The following is a 22,316-nucleotide window of genomic DNA, read 5'->3' as shown; positions in this document are numbered from 1 at the left end:
CATGCCGACACGCCGCTACAGTGCCGACAGTCGCCGCACCGAGCTTCTTGAACGAATTGAAAGTGATATCCCCTATGCCGTCGCCCAGGCGCTGCGTGAAGATCTGGGAGGCGCAGTCGACGCCGACCGCGATATTACCGCGCAATTATTACCGGCCGACAAGCAGGCCGAGGCCACCGTCATCACCCGCGAGGCCGGCGTGTTCTGCGGCCAACGCTGGCTGAACGAAGTCTTTATCCAGCTGGGCAATCAGGTAAAGGTGGAATGGTTGGTGGCGGATGGCGAGCGTCTGGCGCCGGATCAGCCGCTGTGCCATCTGCGCGGCCCGGCCCGGCTGTTGCTGACCGGCGAACGCACCGCGCTGAACTTTGTGCAGACGCTGTCCGGCGTGGCGACCGAAGTCAGCCGCTACGTGGCGCTGCTGGAGGGCACCCAAACCCGCCTGCTGGACACCCGTAAAACCCTGCCCGGCCTGCGCACCGCGTTGAAATACGCCGTACTGTGCGGCGGCGGCGGCAATCACCGGCTGGGGCTGTCCGACGCTTTCCTGATCAAGGAAAACCATATCATCGCCTCCGGTTCGATCAAAAATGCGGTGGAGAAGGCCTTCTGGCTGCACGCCGATGTGCCGGTTGAGGTGGAAGTAGAGTCGCTGGACGAACTGCGGCAGGCGCTGGACGCCGGCGCCGACATCGTCATGCTGGACAATTTCAGCGTCGAAATGATGCGCCAGGCGGTGGCCCAGACCCGGGGCCGCGCCCAGCTGGAAGTGTCCGGCAACGTCACCGGCGAAACGCTGCGCACCTTCGCCGAAACCGGCGTGGACTACATTTCGGTCGGCGCGCTGACCAAGCACGTGACCGCCCTCGATCTGTCGATGCGCTTCAAATAATCCTCGCCTTCCCGCCGCGGCGGGAAGGCCCTTTCCCCGCCTGAATTGCGCGCTGCCCCCCAGATTTTTTCATCCCGCTGCAAGCGAAACCGCCTGCGCGGGAAGCGCCCCGAGAAACGCGCCGAAGGCGCTCGAAGCCCGCCTGCAGACCGGTTACCGTCCCCTCCATACCGACATGGAGGAAACGAAAAATGGCAACGCAACGCGGCTTTACCCTGATAGAACTGATGGTGGTGATCGCCATCATCGCGATACTGAGCGCCATCGGCATTCCGGCTTATCAGCGCTACATCCAGAAAGCGGCGATGACCGACATGCTGCAGGCCATGGCACCCTATAAAATGGCCGTGGAGCTGTGCGTGCTGGACGACGGCGCGCCGACCGACTGCAACGCAGGCAGCAAAGGCATCCCCGCCGGCGGGACGTCGCGCTACGTCAGCGCCCTAGAGGTCGGCAAGGGGACGATCTCGCTCACCGGCGCTCAGACGCTGTCGGGGCTGAAGGTGGTGCTGACGCCCACGCAAAATGCCGGCGGCCAAACCCGCTGGACTCGCCTGTGCACCAGCGAGAATGCCAATCTGACTGAGGTGTGCCAGCAGGTATTCCGCTTTGACAACGCTGCGGAGTAACGACGATGAGTGAAACGATCAGCGAAGAAGTGCACGCGCTGTGCCAACGCTACCAGACGCTGGCGCTCAGCGCAGACGCGTCGACCCTGACCATCGCGCTCAGTGAAGACGCGCCGCAGGGGCTGCTGGCGGCGCTGCGTTTCGCCACCGGCAAACGCATCCATCTGGAGCAATGGCCGGCGGCCCGGCTGGAACAGGCGCTGAACCGGCGTCATCTGCAGGCTGAACCCTCGGCGCCGGCAACCGAAAAGCCTGAGGCCGGCGGCGCCTCCCTCGACGACGAGAGCGACGCGCCGGTGGTGCAATTTATCAACCAGACGCTGCGCATGGCCATCCAGCGCCGCGCCTCGGACATTCACTTCGAGCCTTATCAACAACGCTTTCGCGTTCGCTTGCGCATTGACGGCGTGCTGCAGGCCATCGCCTCGCCGCCGTCGGAACTGGCGGCGCGCCTGAGCGCCAGGTTGAAGATCATGGGGCAGCTGGACATTGCCGAGCGCCGGTTGCCGCAGGACGGGCAGCTCAGCCTGTGGCTGGACAACGCCCGCTATTCGATGCGCATCGCCACGCTGCCGACGCTGCACGGCGAAAAAGTGGTGTTGCGCATCCTGCAAACCGAGCGGCAGGAGCTGCCGCTGGATCGCCTGGGCATGAGCCAGGCCGCGCTGGCGCGCTATGCCGCGGCGCTGAGCAGCCCGCAGGGCATGATCCTGGTGACCGGGCCGACCGGCAGCGGCAAAACGGTGACGCTGTACAGCGGGCTGCGCCAATTGAACGACGCGCAGAGCAACCTGTGCAGCGTCGAAGATCCGATCGAAATCCCGCTGTTTGGCGTCAATCAAACCCAGATTAACGTCAAAACCGAACTGAGTTTTTCCCGCGTGCTGCGCGCGCTGCTGCGGCAAGATCCGGACGTCATCATGATCGGCGAGATACGCGATAAGGAAACCGCAGAAATCGCCGTCAAGGCCGCGCAAACCGGCCATCTGGTATTGTCGACGCTGCACACCAACTCCACCGGCGAAACCCTGACGCGCCTGACGCACATGGGCATTCCCGGCTATCTGATCGCCGCCAGCCTGAAGCTGGTGATCGCCCAACGGCTGGTGCGCAAACTGTGCGAGCACTGCCGCTACCCGCATGGCCAGGCGGTGCGTTTCCCGGCGGCGATATGGCCGGAACCGCTGACCGCCTGGCGCGCCGACGGCTGCGAACACTGCTTCGGCGGCTACTATGGCCGCATCGGGGTCTATGAGCTGTTGAGCGTCACGCCGCAAGTGCAGGCCGGCCTGCTGGAGAACGCCTCGCCCGGCCAACTGGCGGACATCGCCCGTGACCAGGGACAGATCACGCTGCTGCAGGCGGGGCTGGCCCAGGTTGCCGCCGGCGTCACCTCGCTGGAAGAGCTGTACCGCGTGGTGGATACGGCGGCAAATGCGCAGGAACGCGCATGAAAGCCCGGCGCCTGTTTCTGTGGCAGGCTATCGATGCCCAGGGAGTGGTCCGTCACGGCGAGCTGATGAGCAGCGCAAAAAGCCGGGTCAGCCGGCAGCTTATCGAGCAGGGGCTGCAACCCTGCCGGATTAAGCACCGCGGGCGCATCGCGCCCGGGCAGTGGCGCGGCGAACCCTTGATTCACTTCACGCGCCAGCTGGCCACGCTGCTGCAGGCCGGCCTGCCGCTGGTCAACGCGTTGCAGTTGCTGGCCGCGGAGCACCCCGCTGCGGCCTGGCGCTGCCTTTTACGGCTGCTGAGCGAACGGGTGCGGCAGGGCCACCCCTTTTCGGAAGCCATCGCCGAACAGCAGGCCGTCTTCCCGCTGATTTACCGCCAGCTGATCGCCATCGGCGAGTTGACCGGCAACCTGGACCGTTGCTGCCTGCAGCTGGCGCAACAGCAGGAGTCTCAACGGAAGCTGCGCAACAAGGTGCTCAAGGCATTGCGCTATCCGCTGTTTATCTGCGCGGTGGCGCTGCTGGTCAGCGTGTTGATGCTGGTGCTGGTGCTGCCGGAATTCGCCGGCGTTTATCAATCCTTCGACGCGCCGCTGCCCTGGTTTACCCAGGGCCTGCTGCATCTTTCTGCCCTGCTGATCGCCGCAGGGCCTTATCTGGCGCTGTTGCTGGGCACTGTGATCTTCGGCTACCGCCGCTGGCTGCACCCGCGGCCCCGCTGGCGACGCCGCGAACAGGCGGCCCAGCTGCGGCTGCCGCTGATCGCCCGCCTGATCGAAGGCAGCGCGTTAAGCCAAATCTTTCGCATTCTGGCCATGACCCAGCAGGCGGGATTGACGCTGGTCGACGGCTTGAACGCCGCGGCAATGGCGGTGGACAACCTGTTTTATCGACAGGCGCTCGAACACGTGCAACGCCAGATTGCCCAAGGGGAAACCTTCCATCATGCGCTGAGCCAACAGCCGCTGTTCCCCGCGCTGTGCCGGCAGCTGGTGCGGGTGGGGGAAGAGTCCGGCTCGCTGGACAGCCTGCTCGACAAGCTGGCGCAGTGGCACGAGCGGCAAACGCTCGAGCTGGCCGATACGCTGGCGCAAACCCTGGAGCCATTGCTGATGTTGGTGGTCGGCGGGATCGTCGGCGCGCTGGTGATTGCCATGTATCTGCCGATCTTTCAGTTGGGAAACGTTTTGGGGTGAGGATAGCGGGCGCAGCAGACTGCGCCCGGCATGCAGCGCGGCGCGCGGGTTACCTGGCGCCGAAGACGCGGTTTTCCTGCTCCGCCACGCGGATGAAGGTGGTGCGCTTGGTCAGCTCCTTCAGGCGCTCTGCACCGACGTAGGTGCAGGCGGAGCGCAGGCCGCCGAGGATATCGCGCACGGTGAATTCAACTTCGCCGCGCAGCGGCAGCTTGACGGTTTTCCCCTCGGCCGCGCGGTATTCGGCCACGCCGCCGACGTGACGCTTCATCGCCGATTCGGAGCTCATGCCGTAGAACAGCATGAATTTCTCGCCGTTCTCTTCCACCACCGTGCCTTCGCACTCGTCGTGGCCGGCCAGCATGCCGCCCAGCATCACGAAGTCGGCGCCGCCGCCGAAGGCCTTGGCCACGTCGCCCGGTACCGAGCAGCCGCCGTCGCTGACGATCTGCCCGCCCAGGCCATGCGCGGCATCGGCGCACTCGATCACCGCAGACAGCTGCGGGTAGCCCACGCCGGTTTTCACCCGGGTGGTGCACACCGAGCCCGGGCCGATGCCCACTTTAACGATGTCGGCGCCGGACAGGATCAGCTCTTCCACCATTTCACCGGTGACCACGTTGCCGGCGCAGATGACGTGATTAGGGCAGGCCTCGCGCGCTTTCTGCAGGAAGGCGACAAAGTGCTCCGAGTAGCCGTTGGCCACGTCGATGCAGATGAACTTCAATGCCGGGGAGAGCGCCAGAATTTGCTTCATCTTGGCGAAATCGGCCTCGGAGGTGCCGGTGGACACCATCACGTGGCGCAGCACCGACTCGGGCGCGCGCTGCACGAAAGCGGCCCATTGCTCGACGCTGTAGTGTTTGTGAACGGCGGTGAGAACGTCGAAGGAAGCCAGGGCCTCCGCCATGCGGAAGGTGCCGACGGTGTCCATGTTGGCGGCGATAACCGGCACGCCGGCCCAGCCGTAGCCAGAATGCTTGAAGGTGAACTGGCGCTCCAGTTCCACTTCAGAACGGCTTTTCAGCGTGGAGCGCTTAGGGCGGATCAGCACATCTTTAAAGCCTAACTTCAAATCTTCTTCAATACGCATGACTAATGATTTCCTGGTTTATGGCGACGGATCGCAGAGAATATTCGAACCTATACCCTATGAATTTCAAGTTGCAGCCAGGCGACCCGATCGCTCATCCCCAGGAGCTTACGTCAGTAAGTGACAGGGGATGGGCCTGCGGCTTGAAGAATGGCGGGTATAGAGTAATGCCAGTTCCAGTGACGCTATCATACGCGCTAATAATCGCCGGACAAGACTGCGAATTCTCGATTATTTACGCTACAATCCGACAAATTTACCTGCGAAACCGCAGTGTGACCTCTCGCTCACTTTCCCTTTTCGGCTGCGCTTTTTATCACCGAATAGCGCAGGCTCTCAGGCAAGCGCCGCCTGCCGACTTGCACTTCTGCGCGATCGCTTTATGATTCCTCTATTATTTTTTTATGAATTCGGGTGCATCTAACAGCATGGCCTATATTGTTGCGTTGACCGGGGGAATAGGCAGCGGCAAGTCGACCGTAGCGGACGCCTTTGCGCGCCACGGCGCAGCCATCGTCGATGCCGATGTGATCGCCCGACAGGTTGTCGAACCGGGCACCCCTGCCCTGGCCGCGATCGCCGAACGTTTTGGTAATGAAATGTTGCTGGCGAACGGTGCGCTGGATCGCGCCGCGCTGCGTCAGCGAATCTTCAGCCAGCCTGATGATAAAAGCTGGCTGAATCAATTGCTGCATCCGTTGATCCACCGGGAAACCCAGCGCCAGCTGGCGCAGGCCGCCAGCCCTTATGCGCTCTGGGTGGTGCCGCTGCTGGTGGAGAATAACCTGCAGGATCGCGCCGATCGGGTACTGGTTGTCGACGTCGACGTCGAAACCCAGTTGGCCAGAACCCTGGCGCGCGACGGCATCAGCCGCCGGCAGGCGCATAGCATTCTTGCCGCACAGGCCACCCGCGAGCAGCGTCTGGCCGTGGCAGATGACATTATTGACAACAGCGGCACCGCTCAGGGGATAGAGCCATTGGTCGCCGCACTGCATCGCCGCTATCTTGAACTGGCGGCATCAGCGACCCAACAGGATTAAACTGCATGAGTGATGTTTCCCCAAGCGTTCTCTTTGAACATCCGCTGAATGAAAAAATGCGCACCTGGCTGCGCATCGAATTTTTACTCCAGCAGCTGCACGGCCAACGCGCCCTGAGCGAAACCGCCATCGCCCTGACCTTCTTCCGCACCCTGTCCGACCTGCTGGACGTGCTGGAGCGCGGCGAAGTGCGCACCGAACTGTTGAAAGAGCTGGAGCGCCAACAACAGAAATTGCTGGCCTGGGCCGATGTGCCGGGTGTCGATATGTCGTTGATCGAACAACTGCGCGGCCAATTGAAAGCGCGCGCGGCGGCGCTGATGTCGGCGCCGCGTCTCGGCCAGGCGCTGCGTGAGGATCGGCTGATCGGCCTGGTGCGCCAGCGGTTGAGCATCCCCGGCGGTTGCTGCAGCTTCGATCTGCCTACGCTGCATATGTGGATGCACGCCCCCCAGCAAGAGCGCGACGCCGACGTCGTGGCATGGCTGCAGACGCTGGAGCCGCTCAATCAGGCGTTGACCATGGTGCTGGATTTGATCCGCCAATCAGGGCCGTTCCGCAATCAAATCAGCCTGAACGGCTTCTTCCAGGATAATGCCGAAGGGGCGGATTTGCTGCGCCTGCGCATCAGCCTGGCACCGCAGCTCTACCCGCAGATTTCCGGTCACAAGACGCGCTACGCCATCCGCTTCCTGCCGCTGGACAACGAACACGGCGTGGTGCCGGAACGCCTGACCTTCGAACTGGCCTGTTGCTGAATTATTGAGATGAAACCCTTTCTGATCGGGAGGGGTAAGGAACCGTTATGACGACCGTAGTGAAATGCCCGACCTGTGGCAAAGGCGTAGTATGGGGCGAAGTGAGCCCATTCAGACCGTTCTGCAGCAAACGCTGCCAGCTGATCGATCTCGGCGAGTGGGCCGATGAAGAGAAGCGTATTCCGAGCAACAACGAACGGTCGGAAAGCGATGACTGGAGCGAATGAAAAATCGGTCGGGAACAGATTTGAACGCTGCTTGCAGCGGCCCTGAAAGGGCCAGGCTCATGGACGAGCCGAGTAGCCATCGTTGATCGCCTCTGCCGGCCCGGCGCCCCGCCGGGCCGGTTGTTTTATTGCGCAGCGTTGGCCTGATCCACCAACAGCTTGATAATGCTGATGTTGGCCTCGGGAAACTCTTCCTCGCGCAGATCCGCCTGCTTCACCCAGCGCATCGGCTGGCCTTCGCGGCCGAACGGCTCGCCCTGCCAACCTTCCACCAGATAAAAGTTCAGCGTGACGATGCGATCGCTGAAGCGATGCTCCAGCACCTCCAACAGCGTTGCGCGTTCGGTTTCGATGCCGGTCTCTTCGCGCAGCTCGCGGCTCAGCGCCTGTTCCGGCGTTTCGCCCTGCTCGATTTTACCGCCGGGAAACTCCCAAAAACCCGCCATATGTGAATCGGCGGCGCGGCGGGTAATAAAGATCTCCTGCCGATCGTTACGGATAATGCCCACGGCGATGTTCAGATGTTTCATCACATCCTCCTGTTTGATGCCAAAAAATAGGGGTTCAGCATGCTGAACCCCTGACGTACCGCGTTAAACCCGACTCAGCTTACTTCTGCAGGCGGCCGTGGCACTGTTTGTATTTCTTGCCGGAACCGCACGGGCAAGGATCGTTGCGGCCCACCTTACGCTCGGCGCTCGCCGGCGCGTTAGGATCTTCGGTAACCAGCGAGTTCTCTTCGTAATGGCTCAGCTGCTGCTGCTGCGCCAGACGTTCGGCTTCTTCGCGACGCTGCTGTTCCAACGCTTCAACCTCTTCCGGCATCCGCACCTGCACCTTGCTCAGCACGCTGATCACTTCGTATTTCAGTGATTCGAGCATGGTGGCGAACATGTTGAAGGACTCGCGTTTGTACTCTTGCTTCGGATCCTTCTGCGCATAGCCGCGCAGGTGGATGCCCTGACGCAGGTAATCCATCGCCGCCAGGTGCTCTTTCCACAGGGAATCCAGCGTTTGCAGCATCACGCCCTTCTCGAAGTTGCGCATCATCTCGGTGCCGACCACTTCTTCCTTGCGCAGATACTGTTGCTTGGCGTTATCCAGAATGCGCTCACGCAGCGTCTCTTCGTGCAACTCGGGCTCTTTGTCCAGCCACTGGGCGATCGGCATATCCAGGTCGAAATCGTTCTTCAGCCGCTCTTCCAGCCCCTGAATGTCCCACTCTTCTTCCAGCGACTGCGGGGTGATGTAGTTGTCGATGGTGCTCTTGAACACGTCTTCGCGGATGCTGGCGATGGTTTCGCTCACGTCAGACACGTCCAGCAGTTCGTTACGCTGGCTGTAGATGGCGCGGCGCTGATCGTTGGCCACGTCGTCGTATTCCAGCAGCTGCTTACGGATGTCGAAGTTGCGGCTTTCCACCTTACGCTGGGCGTTGGCGATCGCCTTGGTCACCCATGGGTGCTCAATCGCTTCGCCTTCTTTCATGCCCAACTTGCGCATCATGCCGGAAACGCGATCCGAGGCGAAGATACGCATCAGGGCGTCTTCCATCGACAGGTAGAAGCGGGATGAACCGGCATCGCCCTGGCGACCGGAACGGCCGCGCAGCTGGTTGTCGATACGGCGCGATTCATGGCGCTCGGTACCGATGATGTGCAGGCCGCCGGCTGCCAGTACCGCATCGTGGCGCACTTTCCAGGCGTCCTTGATGGCGGCGATTTGCTCTTCGGTCGGCGCTTCCAGCTGAGCAACCTCAGCCTGCCAGCTGCCGCCCAGCACGATATCGGTACCACGGCCCGCCATGTTGGTGGCGATGGTTACCGCGCCGCTCTGGCCGGCCTGGGCGACGATATCCGCTTCCATGGCGTGGAATTTGGCGTTCAGCACCTTGTGGTCGATGCCCGCTTTGGTCAATTCGCGCGACACCACTTCGGATTTCTCGATCGAGATGGTGCCCACCAGCACCGGCTGGCCGTTGGCGGTGCGCTCACGAATGTCTTCGATGATCGCGCCGATTTTCTCCAGCTCGGTCATGTAGACCAGATCCGGCATGTCCTTACGGATCATCGGCCGGTTGGTCGGCACCACGATGGTGTCCAGCTTGTAAATGGAGCTGAATTCGAAGGCTTCGGTGTCGGCGGTACCGGTCATGCCGGCCAACTTCTCGTACAGACGGAAGTAGTTCTGGAAGGTGATGGAGGCCAGCGTCTGGTTCTCGTTCTGGATCTCCACGCCCTCTTTCGCTTCCACCGCCTGGTGCAAACCGTCGGACCAGCGGCGCCCCTGCATGGTGCGGCCGGTGTGTTCGTCGACGATGATCACTTCGCCGTCTTTCACGATGTAGTCAACGTCGCGGGTGAACAGCACATGGGCGCGCAGCGCGGCGGTCACGTGGTGCATCAGCATGATGTTGGTCGGCGAGTACAGCGACTCGCCTTCTTCCATGATGCCGGCTTCCACCAGCATCTCTTCGATCAGGATCAGGCCGCGCTCGGTCAGGTGCACCTGACGCGCTTTTTCATCCACCGAGAAGTGACCTTCGCCCTGGAAGGAGTCGGAGTCTTCTTTTTCCTGGCGGATCAGTTTGGGGATCAGCTTGTTGACCTTGATGTACATCTCGGAGCTGTCTTCAGCCGGGCCGGAGATGATCAACGGAGTACGGGCTTCATCGATCAGGATGGAGTCCACCTCATCCACCAGCGCATAGTGCAGCTTGCGCTGAACCCGCTCTTCCGGGCTGAACGCCATGTTGTCGCGCAGGTAGTCGAAGCCGTATTCGTTGTTGGTGCCGTAGGTGATGTCCGCGGCGTAGGCTTCACGCTTGGCCGGCGCCGGCATGCCCGGCAGGTTGATGCCGATGCTCAGGCCGAGGAACTCGAACAGCGGGCGGTTGTTTTCGGCGTCACGCTGCGCCAGATAGTCGTTGACGGTCACCACGTGCACGCCGCGGCCGCTCAGGGCGTTCAGGTAGGCAGGCAGGGTAGCGGTCAGGGTTTTACCTTCACCGGTGCGCATCTCGGCGATGCAGCGGTCGTTCAGCACCATGCCGCCCAGCAGCTGCACGTCGAAGTGGCGCATGCCGAATACGCGCTTGCTGGCCTCGCGCACCACGGCGAAGGCTTCAGGGATCAGGCTGTCCAGCGCTTCGCCTTTTTCCAGGCGCGCGCGGAATTCGTTGGTTTTGGCTTTCAGCTCGTCATCGGACAGCTTTTCCATGTCCGGTTCCATGCGGTTGATCTGCTCAACCACTTTGCGCATGCGGCGCAGCGTACGATCGTTGCGGCTACCAAAAACTTTGGTCAATAATTTCACTAACATGATGTTTGATATCTCTGTCATGACGGCCAAAAGTGGCCGTCAACTTGCTGTTATTTTATCGGTTTTTTGTCGCCCTGCGGGCAGAATCAGCTGAGCGCGCCTGGCCCGGCGCGGATGCCCTGCACCTGCGCCAGCCACAGGCCGGTCTGATGCTGCGCCTGAGCGGGCAGCAGCGCACGATGCGTATGGCGAATGATGGTCGGCGGCTTCGGCTCGTGCGTCAGCAGCGCGTTGAGGGTGGAAAGCAGCGCCAGTTGCGCCACCTGCAAAGGAGGTTCGGCCGCTTCGGCTTCGCTTTCCTGCACCCGCGCATAGACCGCCTGCGGCGCCAGCGCGAAAGAAAGGTGACGAATGACGGTGCGAAGCGCATGCTGTTGCCAGTAGTCGACGCTGAAGGTCGGGCGGCGGTGCGCTTCCTGCAGCAGCGCCAGGCTATTGAAGGCGCCGCTGGCTGAATTTTGCCGGTTGAGGCTGGACGAGGTACTTGGCAGAGCGGCCTGATCGGGTACGCCGGACAGATTTGAAGGTACGCCAAGCGTGGCCGCGACCATCCCTAACAGGAGATGGGGCCAGAAATAACGTCTGCCAAATTGTCGCCAACGATTTAGAATACCGATCACGAGTTTATAATCCGCCGGAGCCCATTATGCGCGATAGCCGTCCACAATTATTAGATGTCCTGTTCGACGACGCGTCTGCAGAAGACAAAGGGCCGCTGCATAACGTCCAGCAACGCGCGGTGGCGCTGCTCAAGCTTAACCGTGCAGTGAAGGGCCTGCTGCCCGTTCAACTGCATCCCTGGTGCCGCGTCGCGAATTTCCGACAGGGTATTTTAGTGCTAGAAACGGCAAATGCCAGCTGGATGATGCGCTTGCGCTACGAACAACCCGCCTTGCTGTCTGCACTACGAGCGCAAATTCTACCATCATTGTCATCGATCGACATCAGGATTAATCCGGGCTTGATGGCGAAAGGGAACAATCAGGTGCAGAACGCGGAGAAAAAGCCGGAAAAAGCGGCGCCGCTGCGTCATTTGAGCCAGGAAAGCGCGGAAGAGCTGAGAGTTTTGGCGAGCCGCAGTCCGGAAAAACTGCGCAAGATATTGGAACGACTGGCGGCATTGGCCGGAGAGGGTGCCAACGCAACCAGTCGTGATAAGTAGCCAGCGACACGGCATTTGACCTGCAAGGGCTACCCGCAGCCGACGTCCATCGTACCCAGAGCCTGGTTGCCAGGCTCTCGGGATCAGGTGTCGCCCGCCGGTATTCCTAAGGCGATGGGGCCCGGCTTTACGCCAATACGGTGGACGGCGCCTTGAATGCCAAAGGCATTTCCGCTTCGTCCTGGAAAGTCACGTATTCCCACGCTTCCTGCTTGGCCAGCACGGCCTGCAGCAGTTTGTTGTTCAGCGCATGGCCAGACTTGTACGCGGTGAACGCGCCAATGATGTTGTGGCCGCACATGAACAGGTCGCCGATGGCGTCCAGCATTTTGTGACGTACGAATTCGTCTTCGAAACGCAGGCCGTCTTCGTTCAGCACGCGGTAGTCATCCACCACGATGGCGCAGTCGAAGCTGCCGCCCAGGGCCAAACCGCGGGACTGCAGGTATTCGATATCACGCATGAAACCGAAGGTACGCGCGCGGCTGATTTGGCGCACGAACGAGTCGGCGGAAAAATCAAGGCGATAGCGCTGCGTGCTCGCGTCGATGGCCGGGTGGTTGAAGTCGATGGTGAAGTCCAGGCGGAACCCGTTATGCGGGGACAGCTCGGCCCATTTGTCGCCATCTTCAACACGCACGGTGTCTTTCAGACGCAGGAATTTCTTCGCTGAGTTCAGTTCTTCGATGCCGGCATCCAGCAACAGGAACACGAACGGACTGGCGCTGCCGTCCATGATCGGGATCTCGGCGGCGTCGACTTCAATGATGATGTTGTCGATGCCAAGCCCAGCCAGTGCGGCGTTAAGGTGCTCAACGGTAGAAATACGCACGTCATGCTCATTCACCAGGCAAGTACAGAGCATGGTATCACGCACGGATTTTGCATCAGCCGGAAAATCAACCGGTGGATTCAAGTCAGTGCGACGATAGATGACCCCGGTATTAGCCGGCGCGGGGCGCATGGTCAGCGTGACTTTCTTGCCGGTATGCAAACCGACGCCAGTCGCCTGAACAATACGTTTTAATGTCCTTTGTTTGATCATCGTTTTATCTCGCAATGTTATCCATCCTACCGGCCAAGCATACAGCATGGCCGGCGGGACAGTTTAGCACAAAGAGCGGAGATTCCAAATTCTCAGGATATTCTTAGTCCGCCTGCTTGCGCAGGAAGGCTGGAATATCAAGATAGTCGGGCTCTTTATTCGGCTGCGCAGCTTGATCGTTAACCACCTTGGCGGCAGGCTTCACTTCCTGCGGCAGCGGTGACATGCCGTGCTGCTGATAACGGTGATCCATCACCGGCTGGCTGGCCTGCTTGTTGGTAACCAGCGTGATTTCAGGACGCTTGTCCATACCGATACCGGTCGCCACCACGGTGACGCGCAGTTCGTCGTTCATTTCCGGATCCAACGAGGTACCGATAACCACGGTGGCGTTGTCGGAAGCGAAGGCGCGGATGGTGTTACCCACGGTTTCGAACTCATCCAGACGCAGGTCGAAGCCGGCGGTGATGTTGACCAGCACGCCGCGCGCGCCGGACAGGTCGATGTCTTCCAGCAGCGGGCTGGAGATCGCCATTTCGGCCGCTTCTTCAGCGCGGTCTTCACCACAGGCAATGCCGGAACCCATCATCGCGTAGCCCATTTCGGACATCACGGTGCGCACGTCGGCGAAGTCGACGTTCATCAGGCCCGGGCGGGTGATCAGCTCGGCGATACCCTGCACCGCGCCTTTCAGCACGTCGTTGGCCGCGCCGAACGCGTCCAGCAGAGAGATGCCGCGACCCAGAACTTTCAACAGCTTGTCGTTCGGGATAGTGATCAGTGAGTCCACATGCTTGGACAATTCTGCGATGCCCTGCTCAGCGAACGCCATGCGTTTCTTGCCTTCGAAATTGAAAGGCTTGGTAACCACGGCCACTGTCAGAATACCCAGATCTTTGGCAACTTCAGCCACCACCGGCGCCGCACCGGTACCGGTACCGCCGCCCATGCCGGCTGCGATGAAGACCATGTCTGCGCCGTCCAGCGCTGCGCGCAGGGCTTCGCGGTCTTCTTCCGCTGAATTGCGACCCACTTCAGGGTTCGCGCCCGCACCCAGACCTTTGGTAATACCGCTACCAATCTGGATGGTTTGGCCAACTGCCGTTTTACGAAGCGCCTGAGCGTCTGTATTAACGGCGAAGAATTCAACACCTTCGATGCGCTCGCGCACCATGTGTTCAACGGCGTTGCCGCCGCCACCGCCGACGCCGATGACTTTAATCACCGCGTCATTGGTTAGTTCCATTGGTTCAAACATAGTTTCTCTCCGTTTTGTGCCTGTCGCTGCGAGATCATAAAAAGATTACTCAGCATGATCTCTTTGTTGAAACATTAAAACTCTTTTCTCAGCCAGCTATTGATGCGTTTAAACCAATTGCCCACCGAGGCGCGTTTTTCTACTTCTGCCTCACCGCTCAGGTGAGACTCTTTTCCATAGTGCAGCAGACCTACCGCCGTAGAGTAGTAAGGCTCCTGCGCATAATCCGTCAGACCCGTGATGTTCAAGGGTTGGCCGATGCGTACCTGAGTGTGGAACACCCGTTGCGCACAGGCTGCCAGGCCATCAATCTGGGCGGCGCCACCGGTCAGCACGATACCCGCTGCCAGATGATGCTTCACCCCTTGCTGACGCAGTTGCTCCTGCAATTGCAAAATTTCATCGTTAACCAGATTCAACAGTTCGGTGTAGCGTGGCTCAATGACTTCAGCCAGCGTCTGTCTTTGCAGACTGCGCGGAGGACGTCCCCCGACGCTAGGCACCTCTACACTCTCATCCTTGCTAACAATCGACCCAAGCGCACAGCCGTGCCGAACCTTGATCGCTTCCGCATCTGTCGGCGGCGTGCCGAAGGCGTAGGCGATATCGCTGGTGACCACGTTCCCGGCGTAAGGGATCACTTTGGTGTGGCGCAGCGCACCGCCGGTGTACACCGCCATATCCATGGTGCCGCCGCCGATATCCACTACGCAGACGCCGAGTTCGCGCTCATCTTCGGTCAGCACCGCATAGCTGGCGGCCAGACCGGCGAAAATAAGTTGGTCAACTTTCAGACCGCAACGTTCCACGGCCTTGACAATGTTCTTCGCCATATCGTTATGGCAGGTGATCAGGTGCACCTTGGCCTGCATGCGCACGCCGGACAGCCCAACCGGGTTCTTGATGCCTTCCTGATAGTCGATGGCGTATTCCTGAGGAATAACGTGCAGGATGCGGTGTTCGTCGCGGACGCGTACCGATTTAGCGGTATGCACTACGTTCTCCACATCTTCCTGAGTCACTTCCTCTTCTGAAATAGGAACCATCCCTATTTCGTTCTGACAGCTGATATGTTTCCCCGATAATGCGAGGTACACCGAAGAAATCTGGCAATCCGCCATCAGCTCGGCCTGATCGATGGCGCGCTGCACGCACTTCACCACCGACTCCAGGTCGTTTACGCCACCCTTATCCATGCCGCGAGACGGGCAGCTGCCCACCCCGATAATGTTGACCATGCCATCGGGCAGAACTTCCCCTACCAATGCGGAGACTTTTGCAGTACCGATCTCCAGTCCAACTACCAGTTTTCTGTCCGTCGACTTGATCATTGTTGTTTTGCCTGTGCCTGATTCTGTTGCTGATTACTGTTTTGCTGACCGCCTGCCGCCTGCGGGTCGACGAGCACCGGGGCCCAACCTACCGAGGCGCCGGACTCATAGCGCAAATCGACGTAGCTGACGCGCTTGCTTTCCGCCTGGCCCTGCTGCTGCAGCACCGGATACAGCTCGATAAACCGCTGCAGACGCCCGGCGCGATCGTCGCGCCCCAGCTCCAGCCGAACATCGTTATCCAAAGCCAGCTGCCACGAATGGCGAGCGCTCATCGCCACCATTTTCAACGTAAACTTGCTGGCCGTTAACATGCTGCTCATGGTTCGATAGCCTTCCAGAACGTCCTGTTCGCTGCCTTCCGGACCATAGAGCAACGGCAATTTCTGTTTGCCGGCCCGTTCTGCCGGCACGCTGAATGATTTGCCGTCGGCATCCACCATGTGCAAATCATTCCAGCGCGCCACCGGCACATACTCCACCAGGTGGATCTTCAGCTCATCCGGCCACTGCTTGCGCACGCTGGCCTGTTTGATCCACGGCAGGCGTTCAATCTGTTGCTGGATAACGTCCACATCCTGGGTCATGAACGTCCCCGGCGCGCCCAGCGCCAGGATCGCCTGACGAATATCATCGTTGGTGGTGTAGTGCCGTTCACCGGTCACCACCAGTCGCGAGAGCGGCAGGCGGCTGGCGTCTTTCATCCAGCCAATCACCGCCCACCCGCTCCACAGGACCGTTCCCAACACCATCAGCAGGAAGACCATTCCCGCCAACTGGGTTCCATTGCTGCGGCGCGGGCCGTTGTCCACCTCGCGTTCGCGCGCATTCAGGGCAGCTTGCGACATATCAGTCGGCCAACTCCAAAATTCTCGCTACCAGCTGCGAGAAGCTTAATCCAAACTGGCGCGCCGCCATCGGCACCAGGCTATGACTGGTCATGCCCGGAGAGGTATTCACCTCAAGCAGATAGAAGCTGCCATCGCTGTCTTGCATCACGTCCACGCGGCCCCAGCCGCTGCAGTCCAGGCCGCGGTAGGCGCGCAGCGCCAGCGCCGCCATCTCGGCTTCCTGCTCGGCGCTTAAACCGCTCGGGCAGAAGTACTGCGTGTCGTCCGAAATGTACTTGGCCTGATAGTCGTAGAACACGCCGGCCGGCTGAATGCGGATCGACGGCAGCACCTGGTCGCCCAGCATCGCCACGGTGTATTCCGGCCCGCTCAGCCATTTCTCCACCAACACGTCGTCGTCGTGACGGAAGGCTTCTTCCAGCGCCGCTTCCAGCGCGGCGCTTTCGGTGACCTTGCTCATGCCGACGCTGGAACCCTCGCGGCTCGGCTTGACGATCAGCGGCAGGCCGAGCGACGCGACGCGATCCAACAGCGCCGCTTTCTCGCCGCCGAGGTACAGCTGACGATTCAGCGCCACATAAGGCGCCACCGGCAGGCCCATCGACTGCCACACCATCTTGGTGCGCCATTTGTCCATGGTCAGCGCCGAAGCCATCACGCCGCTGCCGGTATAAGGCAGCGCGAGAAACTCCAGCAGCCCCTGCAGGGTGCCGTCTTCGCCGCCGCGCCCGTGCAGCGCGATAAATACCTTGGTGAACCCCTGCTCTTTCAGCTGGGTTACCGGAACGTCGCGGGTGTCGACGCCGTGGGCGTCGATGCCGGCTTCGCGCAGCCCGGCCAGCACGGCGGCGCCGGATTGCAGCGATACGTCACGTTCAGCGGAGGTGCCACCCAGCAGTACGGCAACTTTATCAGCCATGATGCTCCTCCTCCTTTTTCTGCGGCTGCAGCTTCAGCTCGGCCAGTTTGCGGGCGATTTTGCCCACGTTGCCGGCGCCCTGCACCAGCACCAAATCATCGGCCTGCAGCAGCTGCGCCAAGGTTTCCGACAGGGTATCGGCGTCGGAAACCAGGATCGGATCCAGCTTGCCGCGGTTGCGGATGGTGCGGCACAGCGAACGGCTGTCCGCGCCCGGGATCGGCGCTTCGCCGGCGGCGTAGACGTCGAGCATCAGCAGCACATCCACCTGCGACAGCACGTTGGCGAAGTCGTCGTACAGGTCGCGGGTGCGCGTGTAGCGGTGCGGCTGGAAAATCATCACCAGCCGCTTGTCCGGCCAACCGGCGCGCGCCGCTTTCAGCGTGGCGTCCACCTCGGTCGGGTGGTGGCCGTAGTCGTCCACCAGCATCGCGCTGCCCGCGGTGCCGTTGACCGGCTCGAGCGGGAACTCGCCCAGGAAATCGAAGCGGCGCCCGGTGCCCTGGAAGCCCGCCAGCGCACGCAGAATATCTTCGTCGTCGATACCTTCTTCGGTCGCCACCGCCACCGCCGCCGCGGCGTTCAGCGCATTGTGGCGGCCCGGCGCGTTCAGGGTCACCGTCATCAGCGGCTTGTCCTGACGGCTCAGGGTAAAGTGCCCCTGCGGCCCCACCTGGCTGTAGCTCTCGATGCGCACGTCGGCATCGTCGCTGAAGCCGTAGGTGGTGATATGGCGGCCCACGCGCGGCAACAGCTCACGCACCACAGGATCATCGACGCACATCACCGCGCGGCCGTAGAACGGCAGGTTGTGCAAGAAATTGATAAACGTCTGCTTCAGGTTCTCGAAGTCGCCCTGGTAAGTGTCCATGTGGTCGGCTTCGATGTTGGTGACGATCGCCACCATCGGCTGCAAATGCAGGAACGACGCGTCGCTCTCGTCCGCTTCCGCGATCAGGTAACGGCTGGAGCCCAGACGCGCATGGGTACCCGCCGCCTTCACCAGCCCACCGTTGACGAAGGTCGGGTCCAGCCCGGCTTCGGCGTAAATGCTCGACACCATCGCCGTGGTGGTGGTCTTGCCGTGCGTGCCGGCGACGGCGATGCCGTGGCGGAAACGCATCAGTTCGGCCAGCATTTCGGCGCGGCGGATCACCGGGATGCGCGCTTCACGGGCGGCGACGATCTCCGGGTTATCGGCGGAAATGGCGGTAGACACCACCACAACGCTCGCATCCAGCACGTTTTCCGGGCGGTGATTGAAGTAAATCGTCGCCCCGAGCGCGCTCAGCTGTTGGGTTACCGGGTTCGGCGCCAGGTCGGAGCCGCTGATCTGATAACCTTCGTTTGCCAACACTTCGGCGATACCACCCATGCCGGCACCACCGATGCCGACAAAGTGAATGTGCCGGACGCGTCGCATCTCGGGCACTATAGTACGTAGTTTCGCCAGTTGTTGTGTATTCATCAGTCTCTCTAATCCAGGTCCGGTTAGCCGAACCCCTACAGATTCTTCAATTCAGGCCCGGCATACCGAGCCCCTGCATATTATTTGGCGACCCGCACCAGCTCCGCCGCCACCCGTTCGGTCGCGTCGGGGATGGCGACCGCGCGCGCCTTTTCGGCCATCGCCAGCAGCGTCGGGCGGTCCCAGCTCGCCAGCAGTTCCGCCACCGCATCGGCGCTGAACTGCGGCTGTTCGATAATCTTCGCCGCGCCGGCTTCTTCCAGCGGACGCGCGTTCCAGTACTGCTGGCGGTCCTTGTGCATAAACGGCACAAAAATCGCCGGCAGGCCGGCGGCGGCAATTTCGCTGACGGTCAAAGCGCCGGAACGGCACACCACCACGTCGGCCCAGGCGTAGGCGGCCGCCATGTCATCGATAAACTCGGTCACCTTGTGCTGCGTCTGCCCTACCCTCTCGTAGTCGCGCAGCACCGTATCCAGTGCGCCTTTGCCTACCTGATGCCAGAGCGTAATTCTATCGCCCAAACGCGCCGCGACTTCAGGAACTGTCTGATTCAGCACCCGGGCCCCCTGACTTCCGCCAATGACCAGCACGCGGATCGGGCCTTCACGCCCGTTCAAACGCTCCGCCGGCAGCGGCAGGGCCAGCACGTCGGTGCGCACCGGATTGCCCACCACTTCGGCGTTCGGAAACGCGCCGGGGAAGGCTTGCAATACCGTTTTGGCCACGCGCGCCAGCCAGCGGTTGGTCAGCCCGGCGATGCCGTTCTGTTCGTGCAGCACCACCGGAACGCCGCACAGCCAGGCGGCCAGACCGCCCGGGCCGGAAACGTAACCGCCCATGCCCAGCACCACGTCCGGCTGATAGTTGCGCATGATCGCCTTCGCCTGACGCACCGCGCTCCAGATGCGCAGCGGCGCGCTCAGCTGGGCCTTCAGCCCCTTGCCGCGCAGGCCGGAAATGCGGATAAAATCAATTTCGATCCCGTGCTTCGGCACCAGATCGGCTTCCATTCGGTCTGCGGTTCCGAGCCAGCGCACCTGCCAGCCCTGCGCCATCAGATGATGCGCGACCGCCAGCCCCGGGAACACATGCCCGCCGGTACCGCCTGCCATCACCATTAAACGCTTAGCTTTCCCGCTCATCCCTTACCTCTTCACGAACGCCTGGGCTTTGGCCAGACGCGTTTCAAAATCAATACGCAGCAACAGCACGATCGCCGTCGACATGATCAACAGGCTCGAACCGCCGTAGCTGATCAATGGCAGCGTCAGGCCTTTGGTCGGCAGCATGCCGGCGGCGGCGCCGACGTTAACCAGCGCCTGGAAGCTGAACCACACGCCGATCGAGCAGGCCAGGAAGCCGGAAAAGCGCTGATCGATCTCCAATGCGCGGCGGCCGATCGACATCGCGCGAAAAGCGACGAAGAATACCATTAACAGGGCTAAAACCACACCGATATAGCCCAGTTCTTCGCCCAAAATCGAGAAGATGAAGTCGGTGTGCGCTTCCGGCAAATACTCGAGTTTCTGCACCGAGTTGCCCAGCCCTTGTCCCCAGAATTCGCCGCGGCCAAACGCCATCAGCGACTGGGTCAGCTGGTAGCCGCTGCCGAACGGATCGGCCCACGGGTTCCAGAACGAGGTCACGCGGCGCATACGGTAAGGCTCCGCGATGATCAACAGCACCACCGCGAAGGCGCCCGAACCGATGATCGCCAGGAACTGCCACATTTTGGCGCCGGCCAGGAACAGCATCGCCAGGGTGGTGATGAACAGCACCACCACGGTGCCGAGGTCCGGCTGCGCCAGCAGCAGCACCGCCAGCACCACCATCACGCCCATCGGCTTGCAGAAGCCCCAGAAGTTGCTGCGCACCTCTTCCACCTTGCGCACCAGATAGCTCGCCAGGTAGCAGAACAGCGACAGCTTGGACAGCTCCGCCGGCTGAATGCGCAGCGGGCCCAGCGCAATCCAGCGCGATGCCCCGTTTACCGAGCTGCCGACCACCAGTACGATCAGCAGCATCACAATCGACATCAACAGCATCACGTTGCTGTAGCGCTGCCAGACTTCCATCGGAATGCGCAGCGTCACCATCGACAGCCCGAAGGCCAGGCCGAGATACAGCGCGTCGCGCTTGGCGAACAGGAAGGGATCGTCCGCCAGACGCTGGCCGATCGGCATCGAGGCCGAGGTCACCATCACGAAGCCGACGATCGCCAGCCCGAAGGTCAGCCACAGCAGCGTGCGGTCGTACAGCACCATGTTGACCGAATCGTTGTCGCGCGATCCCATCACCCAGTCTTTCAGCCGTTCTGTCAGCCCGAAGTTCGGCATGCGTAGTCTCATCCGCCAAGCTCCTGTGCCAGGCGGGCGAATTCATCGCCGCGCGCTTCAAAATTACGGAACTGATCGAGGCTGGCGCACGCCGGCGACAGCAGCACCATATCGCCAGGCTGCACCCGGCCGGCGATAACGCGCATCGCCTGCGCCATGGTTTCGGTCAGCGTCGCCACTTCCGGCCGCAGCTGCGCCAGCTGCTCGCCGTCGCGGCCGAAGCAGTACAGGCGCAGGTTGTCGCCCTGCAGATAACGCGCCAGCGGCGAGAAGTCGGCGGATTTGCCGTCGCCGCCCAGCAGCAGATGCAGCGAGCCGTCCACCTGCAGGCCGTTCAGCGCCGCTTCGGTGCTGCCGACGTTGGTGGCTTTGGAATCGTTGATCCAGCGCACGCCGTTGTGTTCCCACGCCAGCTGGAAGCGGTGCGCCAGGCCGGTAAAGGTGGTCAGCGCCTTCAGGCTGGAGGCGCGCGGGATGTTCACCGCGTCGGCCAGCGCCAGCGCCGCCAGCGCATTGGTGTAGTTATGGCGGCCGGTCAGTTTCATCTCGCGGGTATTCAGCACTTTCTCACCCTGCACCCGCAACCAGGTTTCGCCCTGCTGCCGGTTCAGGTGGTAGTCGCCCACGTCGGCGCCGAAGCTGACGCAGCGCGCGTCGGCGCCGCGCACCGGCATGGTCAGCGCGTCGTCCGCATTCACCACGCAGACGCCGGCATTTTCATAAACGCGCAGTTTGGCGCCGCGATACTGCTGCAGGCCAAACGGGTAACGATCCATATGGTCTTCGGTAACGTTCAGGATGGTCGCCGCCGCCGCCCGCAGGCTGTGGGTGGTTTCCAGCTGGAAGCTCGACAGCTCCAGCACGTACAGCCGGCATTCCTGGCGCAGCAGGCTCAACGCCGGCAGGCCGATATTGCCGCCGACGCCCACCGCCCAGCCGGCCGCCTGCGCCATCTCGCCCACCAGGGTGGTGACGGTGCTCTTGCCGTTGGAACCGGTGATCGCCACGATCGGCGCCTGGGCTTCGCGGCAGAACAGCTCTACGTCGCCGACGATTTCCACCCCGGCGTCCGCCGCGGCGCTCAACGCCGGGGTCGCCAGGGCCACGCCCGGGCTGGCGACGATCAAATCCGCCGCCAGCAGCCAGTCCTGATGCAGATCGCCCAGATGGCGTTCTACGCTGTCCGGCAGCTTGTCCAGCCCAGGCGGTGAGACGCGGGTATCCATAACGCGCGGCGTCACGCCGCGCGCCATAAAGAAATCAACACAGGACAGGCCGGTAAGGCCCAGCCCGATGATGACCACTTTCTTACCCTGATAGTCTGCCATGA

General features: G+C 61.6%; 21 protein-coding genes. 8 read left to right on the top strand and 13 right to left on the bottom strand.

Going from position 1 to position 22,316, the window contains the following annotated elements:
- The first annotated feature begins 1 nt into the window (after position 1).
- The 4 genes from nadC to hofC all read left to right on the top strand — a co-directional run bounded on the left by nadC (position 2) and on the right by hofC (position 4,171).
- Positions 2-892 carry a carboxylating nicotinate-nucleotide diphosphorylase gene (gene nadC / locus D7I37_RS10830; RefSeq protein ID WP_061794981.1) on the top strand — a complete coding sequence of 297 codons (891 nt, stop codon included), beginning with the start codon at positions 2-4 and terminating at the stop codon, positions 890-892.
- A gap of 191 nt (positions 893-1,083) precedes the next feature.
- The gene (gene ppdD, locus D7I37_RS10825) at positions 1,084-1,521 is read left to right on the top strand and encodes a prepilin peptidase-dependent pilin (RefSeq protein ID WP_129543665.1); all 438 of its coding nucleotides are present in this window, start codon (positions 1,084-1,086) and stop codon (positions 1,519-1,521) included.
- A 5-nt stretch (positions 1,522-1,526) separates the two neighbouring features.
- The gene (gene gspE, locus D7I37_RS10820; protein WP_095095763.1) at positions 1,527-2,975 is read left to right on the top strand and encodes a type II secretion system protein GspE; all 1,449 of its coding nucleotides are present in this window, start codon (positions 1,527-1,529) and stop codon (positions 2,973-2,975) included.
- Positions 2,972-4,171, top strand: coding sequence for a protein transport protein HofC (gene hofC, locus D7I37_RS10815; RefSeq protein WP_061794978.1), 1,200 nt, complete (start codon positions 2,972-2,974; stop codon positions 4,169-4,171). The genes gspE and hofC overlap by 4 nt, the downstream gene beginning before the upstream one ends.
- Before the next feature lie 49 nt (positions 4,172-4,220).
- Here the strand turns inward: hofC and D7I37_RS10810 are convergent, their stop codons facing one another.
- Complete coding sequence (locus D7I37_RS10810; protein WP_129543664.1) at positions 4,221-5,264, bottom strand: GMP reductase; 1,044 nt, start codon at positions 5,262-5,264, stop codon at positions 4,221-4,223.
- A gap of 428 nt (positions 5,265-5,692) precedes the next feature.
- Here D7I37_RS10810 and coaE point away from each other — a divergent pair, with 428 nt between their 5' ends.
- From coaE to yacG, 3 genes are read left to right on the top strand one after another with little or no spacing between them, the layout of a single operon-like run.
- On the top strand, positions 5,693-6,307 hold the full coding sequence (coaE, locus tag D7I37_RS10805) for a dephospho-CoA kinase (protein WP_061794976.1): 615 nt from the start codon (positions 5,693-5,695) through the stop codon (positions 6,305-6,307).
- 5 nt (positions 6,308-6,312) lie between these two features.
- Positions 6,313-7,065 (top strand): cell division protein ZapD, encoded by a 753-nt coding sequence (gene zapD, locus D7I37_RS10800; RefSeq protein ID WP_061794975.1) that lies wholly within the window; start codon positions 6,313-6,315, stop codon positions 7,063-7,065.
- 47 nt (positions 7,066-7,112) lie between these two features.
- Entirely contained in the window at positions 7,113-7,292 is a 180-nt protein-coding gene (gene yacG, locus D7I37_RS10795) for a DNA gyrase inhibitor YacG (RefSeq protein ID WP_061794974.1), read from the top strand.
- A gap of 125 nt (positions 7,293-7,417) precedes the next feature.
- Here yacG and mutT read toward each other — a convergent pair whose 3' ends face one another.
- From mutT to secM, 3 genes are all read right to left on the bottom strand, one after another.
- On the bottom strand, positions 7,418-7,822 hold the full coding sequence (gene mutT / locus D7I37_RS10790; protein ID WP_095095754.1) for an 8-oxo-dGTP diphosphatase MutT: 405 nt from the start codon (positions 7,820-7,822) through the stop codon (positions 7,418-7,420).
- A 79-nt stretch (positions 7,823-7,901) separates the two neighbouring features.
- Positions 7,902-10,613: a preprotein translocase subunit SecA gene (secA, locus tag D7I37_RS10785; RefSeq protein WP_061794972.1), complete on the bottom strand. Its 2,712-nt coding sequence runs from the start codon at positions 10,611-10,613 to the stop codon at positions 7,902-7,904.
- Positions 10,614-10,699: 86 nt separating this feature from the next.
- Positions 10,700-11,233, bottom strand: coding sequence for a secA translation cis-regulator SecM (gene secM, locus D7I37_RS10780; protein ID WP_129543663.1), 534 nt, complete (start codon positions 11,231-11,233; stop codon positions 10,700-10,702).
- Positions 11,234-11,259: 26 nt separating this feature from the next.
- Between secM and D7I37_RS10775 the strand changes: the two genes are divergently transcribed.
- Entirely contained in the window at positions 11,260-11,775 is a 516-nt protein-coding gene (locus tag D7I37_RS10775) for a DUF721 domain-containing protein (RefSeq protein WP_061794970.1), read from the top strand.
- 127 nt (positions 11,776-11,902) lie between these two features.
- Here the strand turns inward: D7I37_RS10775 and lpxC are convergent, their stop codons facing one another.
- The 9 genes from lpxC to murD all read right to left on the bottom strand — a co-directional run bounded on the left by lpxC (position 11,903) and on the right by murD (position 22,314).
- On the bottom strand, positions 11,903-12,820 hold the full coding sequence (gene lpxC, locus D7I37_RS10770) for a UDP-3-O-acyl-N-acetylglucosamine deacetylase (protein ID WP_061794969.1): 918 nt from the start codon (positions 12,818-12,820) through the stop codon (positions 11,903-11,905).
- A 103-nt stretch (positions 12,821-12,923) separates the two neighbouring features.
- Positions 12,924-14,078, bottom strand: coding sequence for a cell division protein FtsZ (ftsZ, locus tag D7I37_RS10765; RefSeq protein ID WP_061794968.1), 1,155 nt, complete (start codon positions 14,076-14,078; stop codon positions 12,924-12,926).
- A gap of 74 nt (positions 14,079-14,152) precedes the next feature.
- Positions 14,153-15,409, bottom strand: coding sequence for a cell division protein FtsA (ftsA, locus tag D7I37_RS10760; protein ID WP_004950148.1), 1,257 nt, complete (start codon positions 15,407-15,409; stop codon positions 14,153-14,155).
- Entirely contained in the window at positions 15,406-16,257 is an 852-nt protein-coding gene (ftsQ, locus tag D7I37_RS10755) for a cell division protein FtsQ (RefSeq protein ID WP_061794967.1), read from the bottom strand. Before ftsQ ends, ftsA begins: the two co-directional genes overlap by 4 nt.
- 1 nt (position 16,258) lies before the next feature.
- Positions 16,259-17,179 (bottom strand): D-alanine--D-alanine ligase, encoded by a 921-nt coding sequence (locus tag D7I37_RS10750; protein ID WP_095095748.1) that lies wholly within the window; start codon positions 17,177-17,179, stop codon positions 16,259-16,261.
- The gene (gene murC, locus D7I37_RS10745) at positions 17,172-18,647 is read right to left on the bottom strand and encodes a UDP-N-acetylmuramate--L-alanine ligase (RefSeq protein WP_061794965.1); all 1,476 of its coding nucleotides are present in this window, start codon (positions 18,645-18,647) and stop codon (positions 17,172-17,174) included. Before murC ends, D7I37_RS10750 begins: the two co-directional genes overlap by 8 nt.
- 80 nt (positions 18,648-18,727) lie before the next feature.
- Complete coding sequence (gene murG, locus D7I37_RS10740; RefSeq protein ID WP_095095743.1) at positions 18,728-19,792, bottom strand: undecaprenyldiphospho-muramoylpentapeptide beta-N-acetylglucosaminyltransferase; 1,065 nt, start codon at positions 19,790-19,792, stop codon at positions 18,728-18,730.
- Positions 19,793-19,795: 3 nt separating this feature from the next.
- A complete protein-coding gene (ftsW, locus tag D7I37_RS10735; RefSeq protein ID WP_061794963.1) occupies positions 19,796-20,998 on the bottom strand; it encodes a cell division protein FtsW in 1,203 nt (400 codons plus the stop codon).
- Positions 20,995-22,314 carry a UDP-N-acetylmuramoyl-L-alanine--D-glutamate ligase gene (gene murD, locus D7I37_RS10730; RefSeq protein WP_061794962.1) on the bottom strand — a complete coding sequence of 440 codons (1,320 nt, stop codon included), beginning with the start codon at positions 22,312-22,314 and terminating at the stop codon, positions 20,995-20,997. Before murD ends, ftsW begins: the two co-directional genes overlap by 4 nt.
- Between the last annotated feature and the right edge of the window lie 2 nt (positions 22,315-22,316).

The organism is Serratia sp. 1D1416, assembly GCF_003641105.1.
GTDB lineage: Bacteria > Pseudomonadota > Gammaproteobacteria > Enterobacterales > Enterobacteriaceae > Serratia > Serratia ficaria.
The sequence above is the reverse complement of the archived record's forward strand: the minus strand, read 5'-3'. Positions and strand labels throughout refer to the sequence as shown.

Excerpts from the sequence above, each read along its gene's own strand:
- nadC (WP_061794981.1), top strand. The coding sequence starts at position 2 with ATGCCGACACGCCGCTACAGTGCCGACAGTCGCCGCACCGAGCTTCTT.
- ppdD (WP_129543665.1), top strand. The coding sequence starts at position 1,084 with ATGGCAACGCAACGCGGCTTTACCCTGATAGAACTGATGGTGGTGATC.
- gspE (WP_095095763.1), top strand. The coding sequence starts at position 1,527 with ATGAGTGAAACGATCAGCGAAGAAGTGCACGCGCTGTGCCAACGCTAC.
- hofC (WP_061794978.1), top strand. The coding sequence starts at position 2,972 with ATGAAAGCCCGGCGCCTGTTTCTGTGGCAGGCTATCGATGCCCAGGGA.
- D7I37_RS10810 (WP_129543664.1), bottom strand. The coding sequence starts at position 5,264 with ATGCGTATTGAAGAAGATTTGAAGTTAGGCTTTAAAGATGTGCTGATC.
- coaE (WP_061794976.1), top strand. The coding sequence starts at position 5,693 with ATGGCCTATATTGTTGCGTTGACCGGGGGAATAGGCAGCGGCAAGTCG.
- zapD (WP_061794975.1), top strand. The coding sequence starts at position 6,313 with ATGAGTGATGTTTCCCCAAGCGTTCTCTTTGAACATCCGCTGAATGAA.
- yacG (WP_061794974.1), top strand. The coding sequence starts at position 7,113 with ATGACGACCGTAGTGAAATGCCCGACCTGTGGCAAAGGCGTAGTATGG.
- mutT (WP_095095754.1), bottom strand. The coding sequence starts at position 7,822 with ATGAAACATCTGAACATCGCCGTGGGCATTATCCGTAACGATCGGCAG.
- secA (WP_061794972.1), bottom strand. The coding sequence starts at position 10,613 with ATGTTAGTGAAATTATTGACCAAAGTTTTTGGTAGCCGCAACGATCGT.
- D7I37_RS10775 (WP_061794970.1), top strand. The coding sequence starts at position 11,260 with ATGCGCGATAGCCGTCCACAATTATTAGATGTCCTGTTCGACGACGCG.
- lpxC (WP_061794969.1), bottom strand. The coding sequence starts at position 12,820 with ATGATCAAACAAAGGACATTAAAACGTATTGTTCAGGCGACTGGCGTC.
- ftsZ (WP_061794968.1), bottom strand. The coding sequence starts at position 14,078 with ATGTTTGAACCAATGGAACTAACCAATGACGCGGTGATTAAAGTCATC.
- ftsA (WP_004950148.1), bottom strand. The coding sequence starts at position 15,409 with ATGATCAAGTCGACGGACAGAAAACTGGTAGTTGGACTGGAGATCGGT.
- ftsQ (WP_061794967.1), bottom strand. The coding sequence starts at position 16,257 with ATGTCGCAAGCTGCCCTGAATGCGCGCGAACGCGAGGTGGACAACGGC.
- D7I37_RS10750 (WP_095095748.1), bottom strand. The coding sequence starts at position 17,179 with ATGGCTGATAAAGTTGCCGTACTGCTGGGTGGCACCTCCGCTGAACGT.
- murC (WP_061794965.1), bottom strand. The coding sequence starts at position 18,647 with ATGAATACACAACAACTGGCGAAACTACGTACTATAGTGCCCGAGATG.
- murG (WP_095095743.1), bottom strand. The coding sequence starts at position 19,792 with ATGAGCGGGAAAGCTAAGCGTTTAATGGTGATGGCAGGCGGTACCGGC.
- ftsW (WP_061794963.1), bottom strand. The coding sequence starts at position 20,998 with ATGAGACTACGCATGCCGAACTTCGGGCTGACAGAACGGCTGAAAGAC.
- murD (WP_061794962.1), bottom strand. The coding sequence starts at position 22,314 with ATGGCAGACTATCAGGGTAAGAAAGTGGTCATCATCGGGCTGGGCCTT.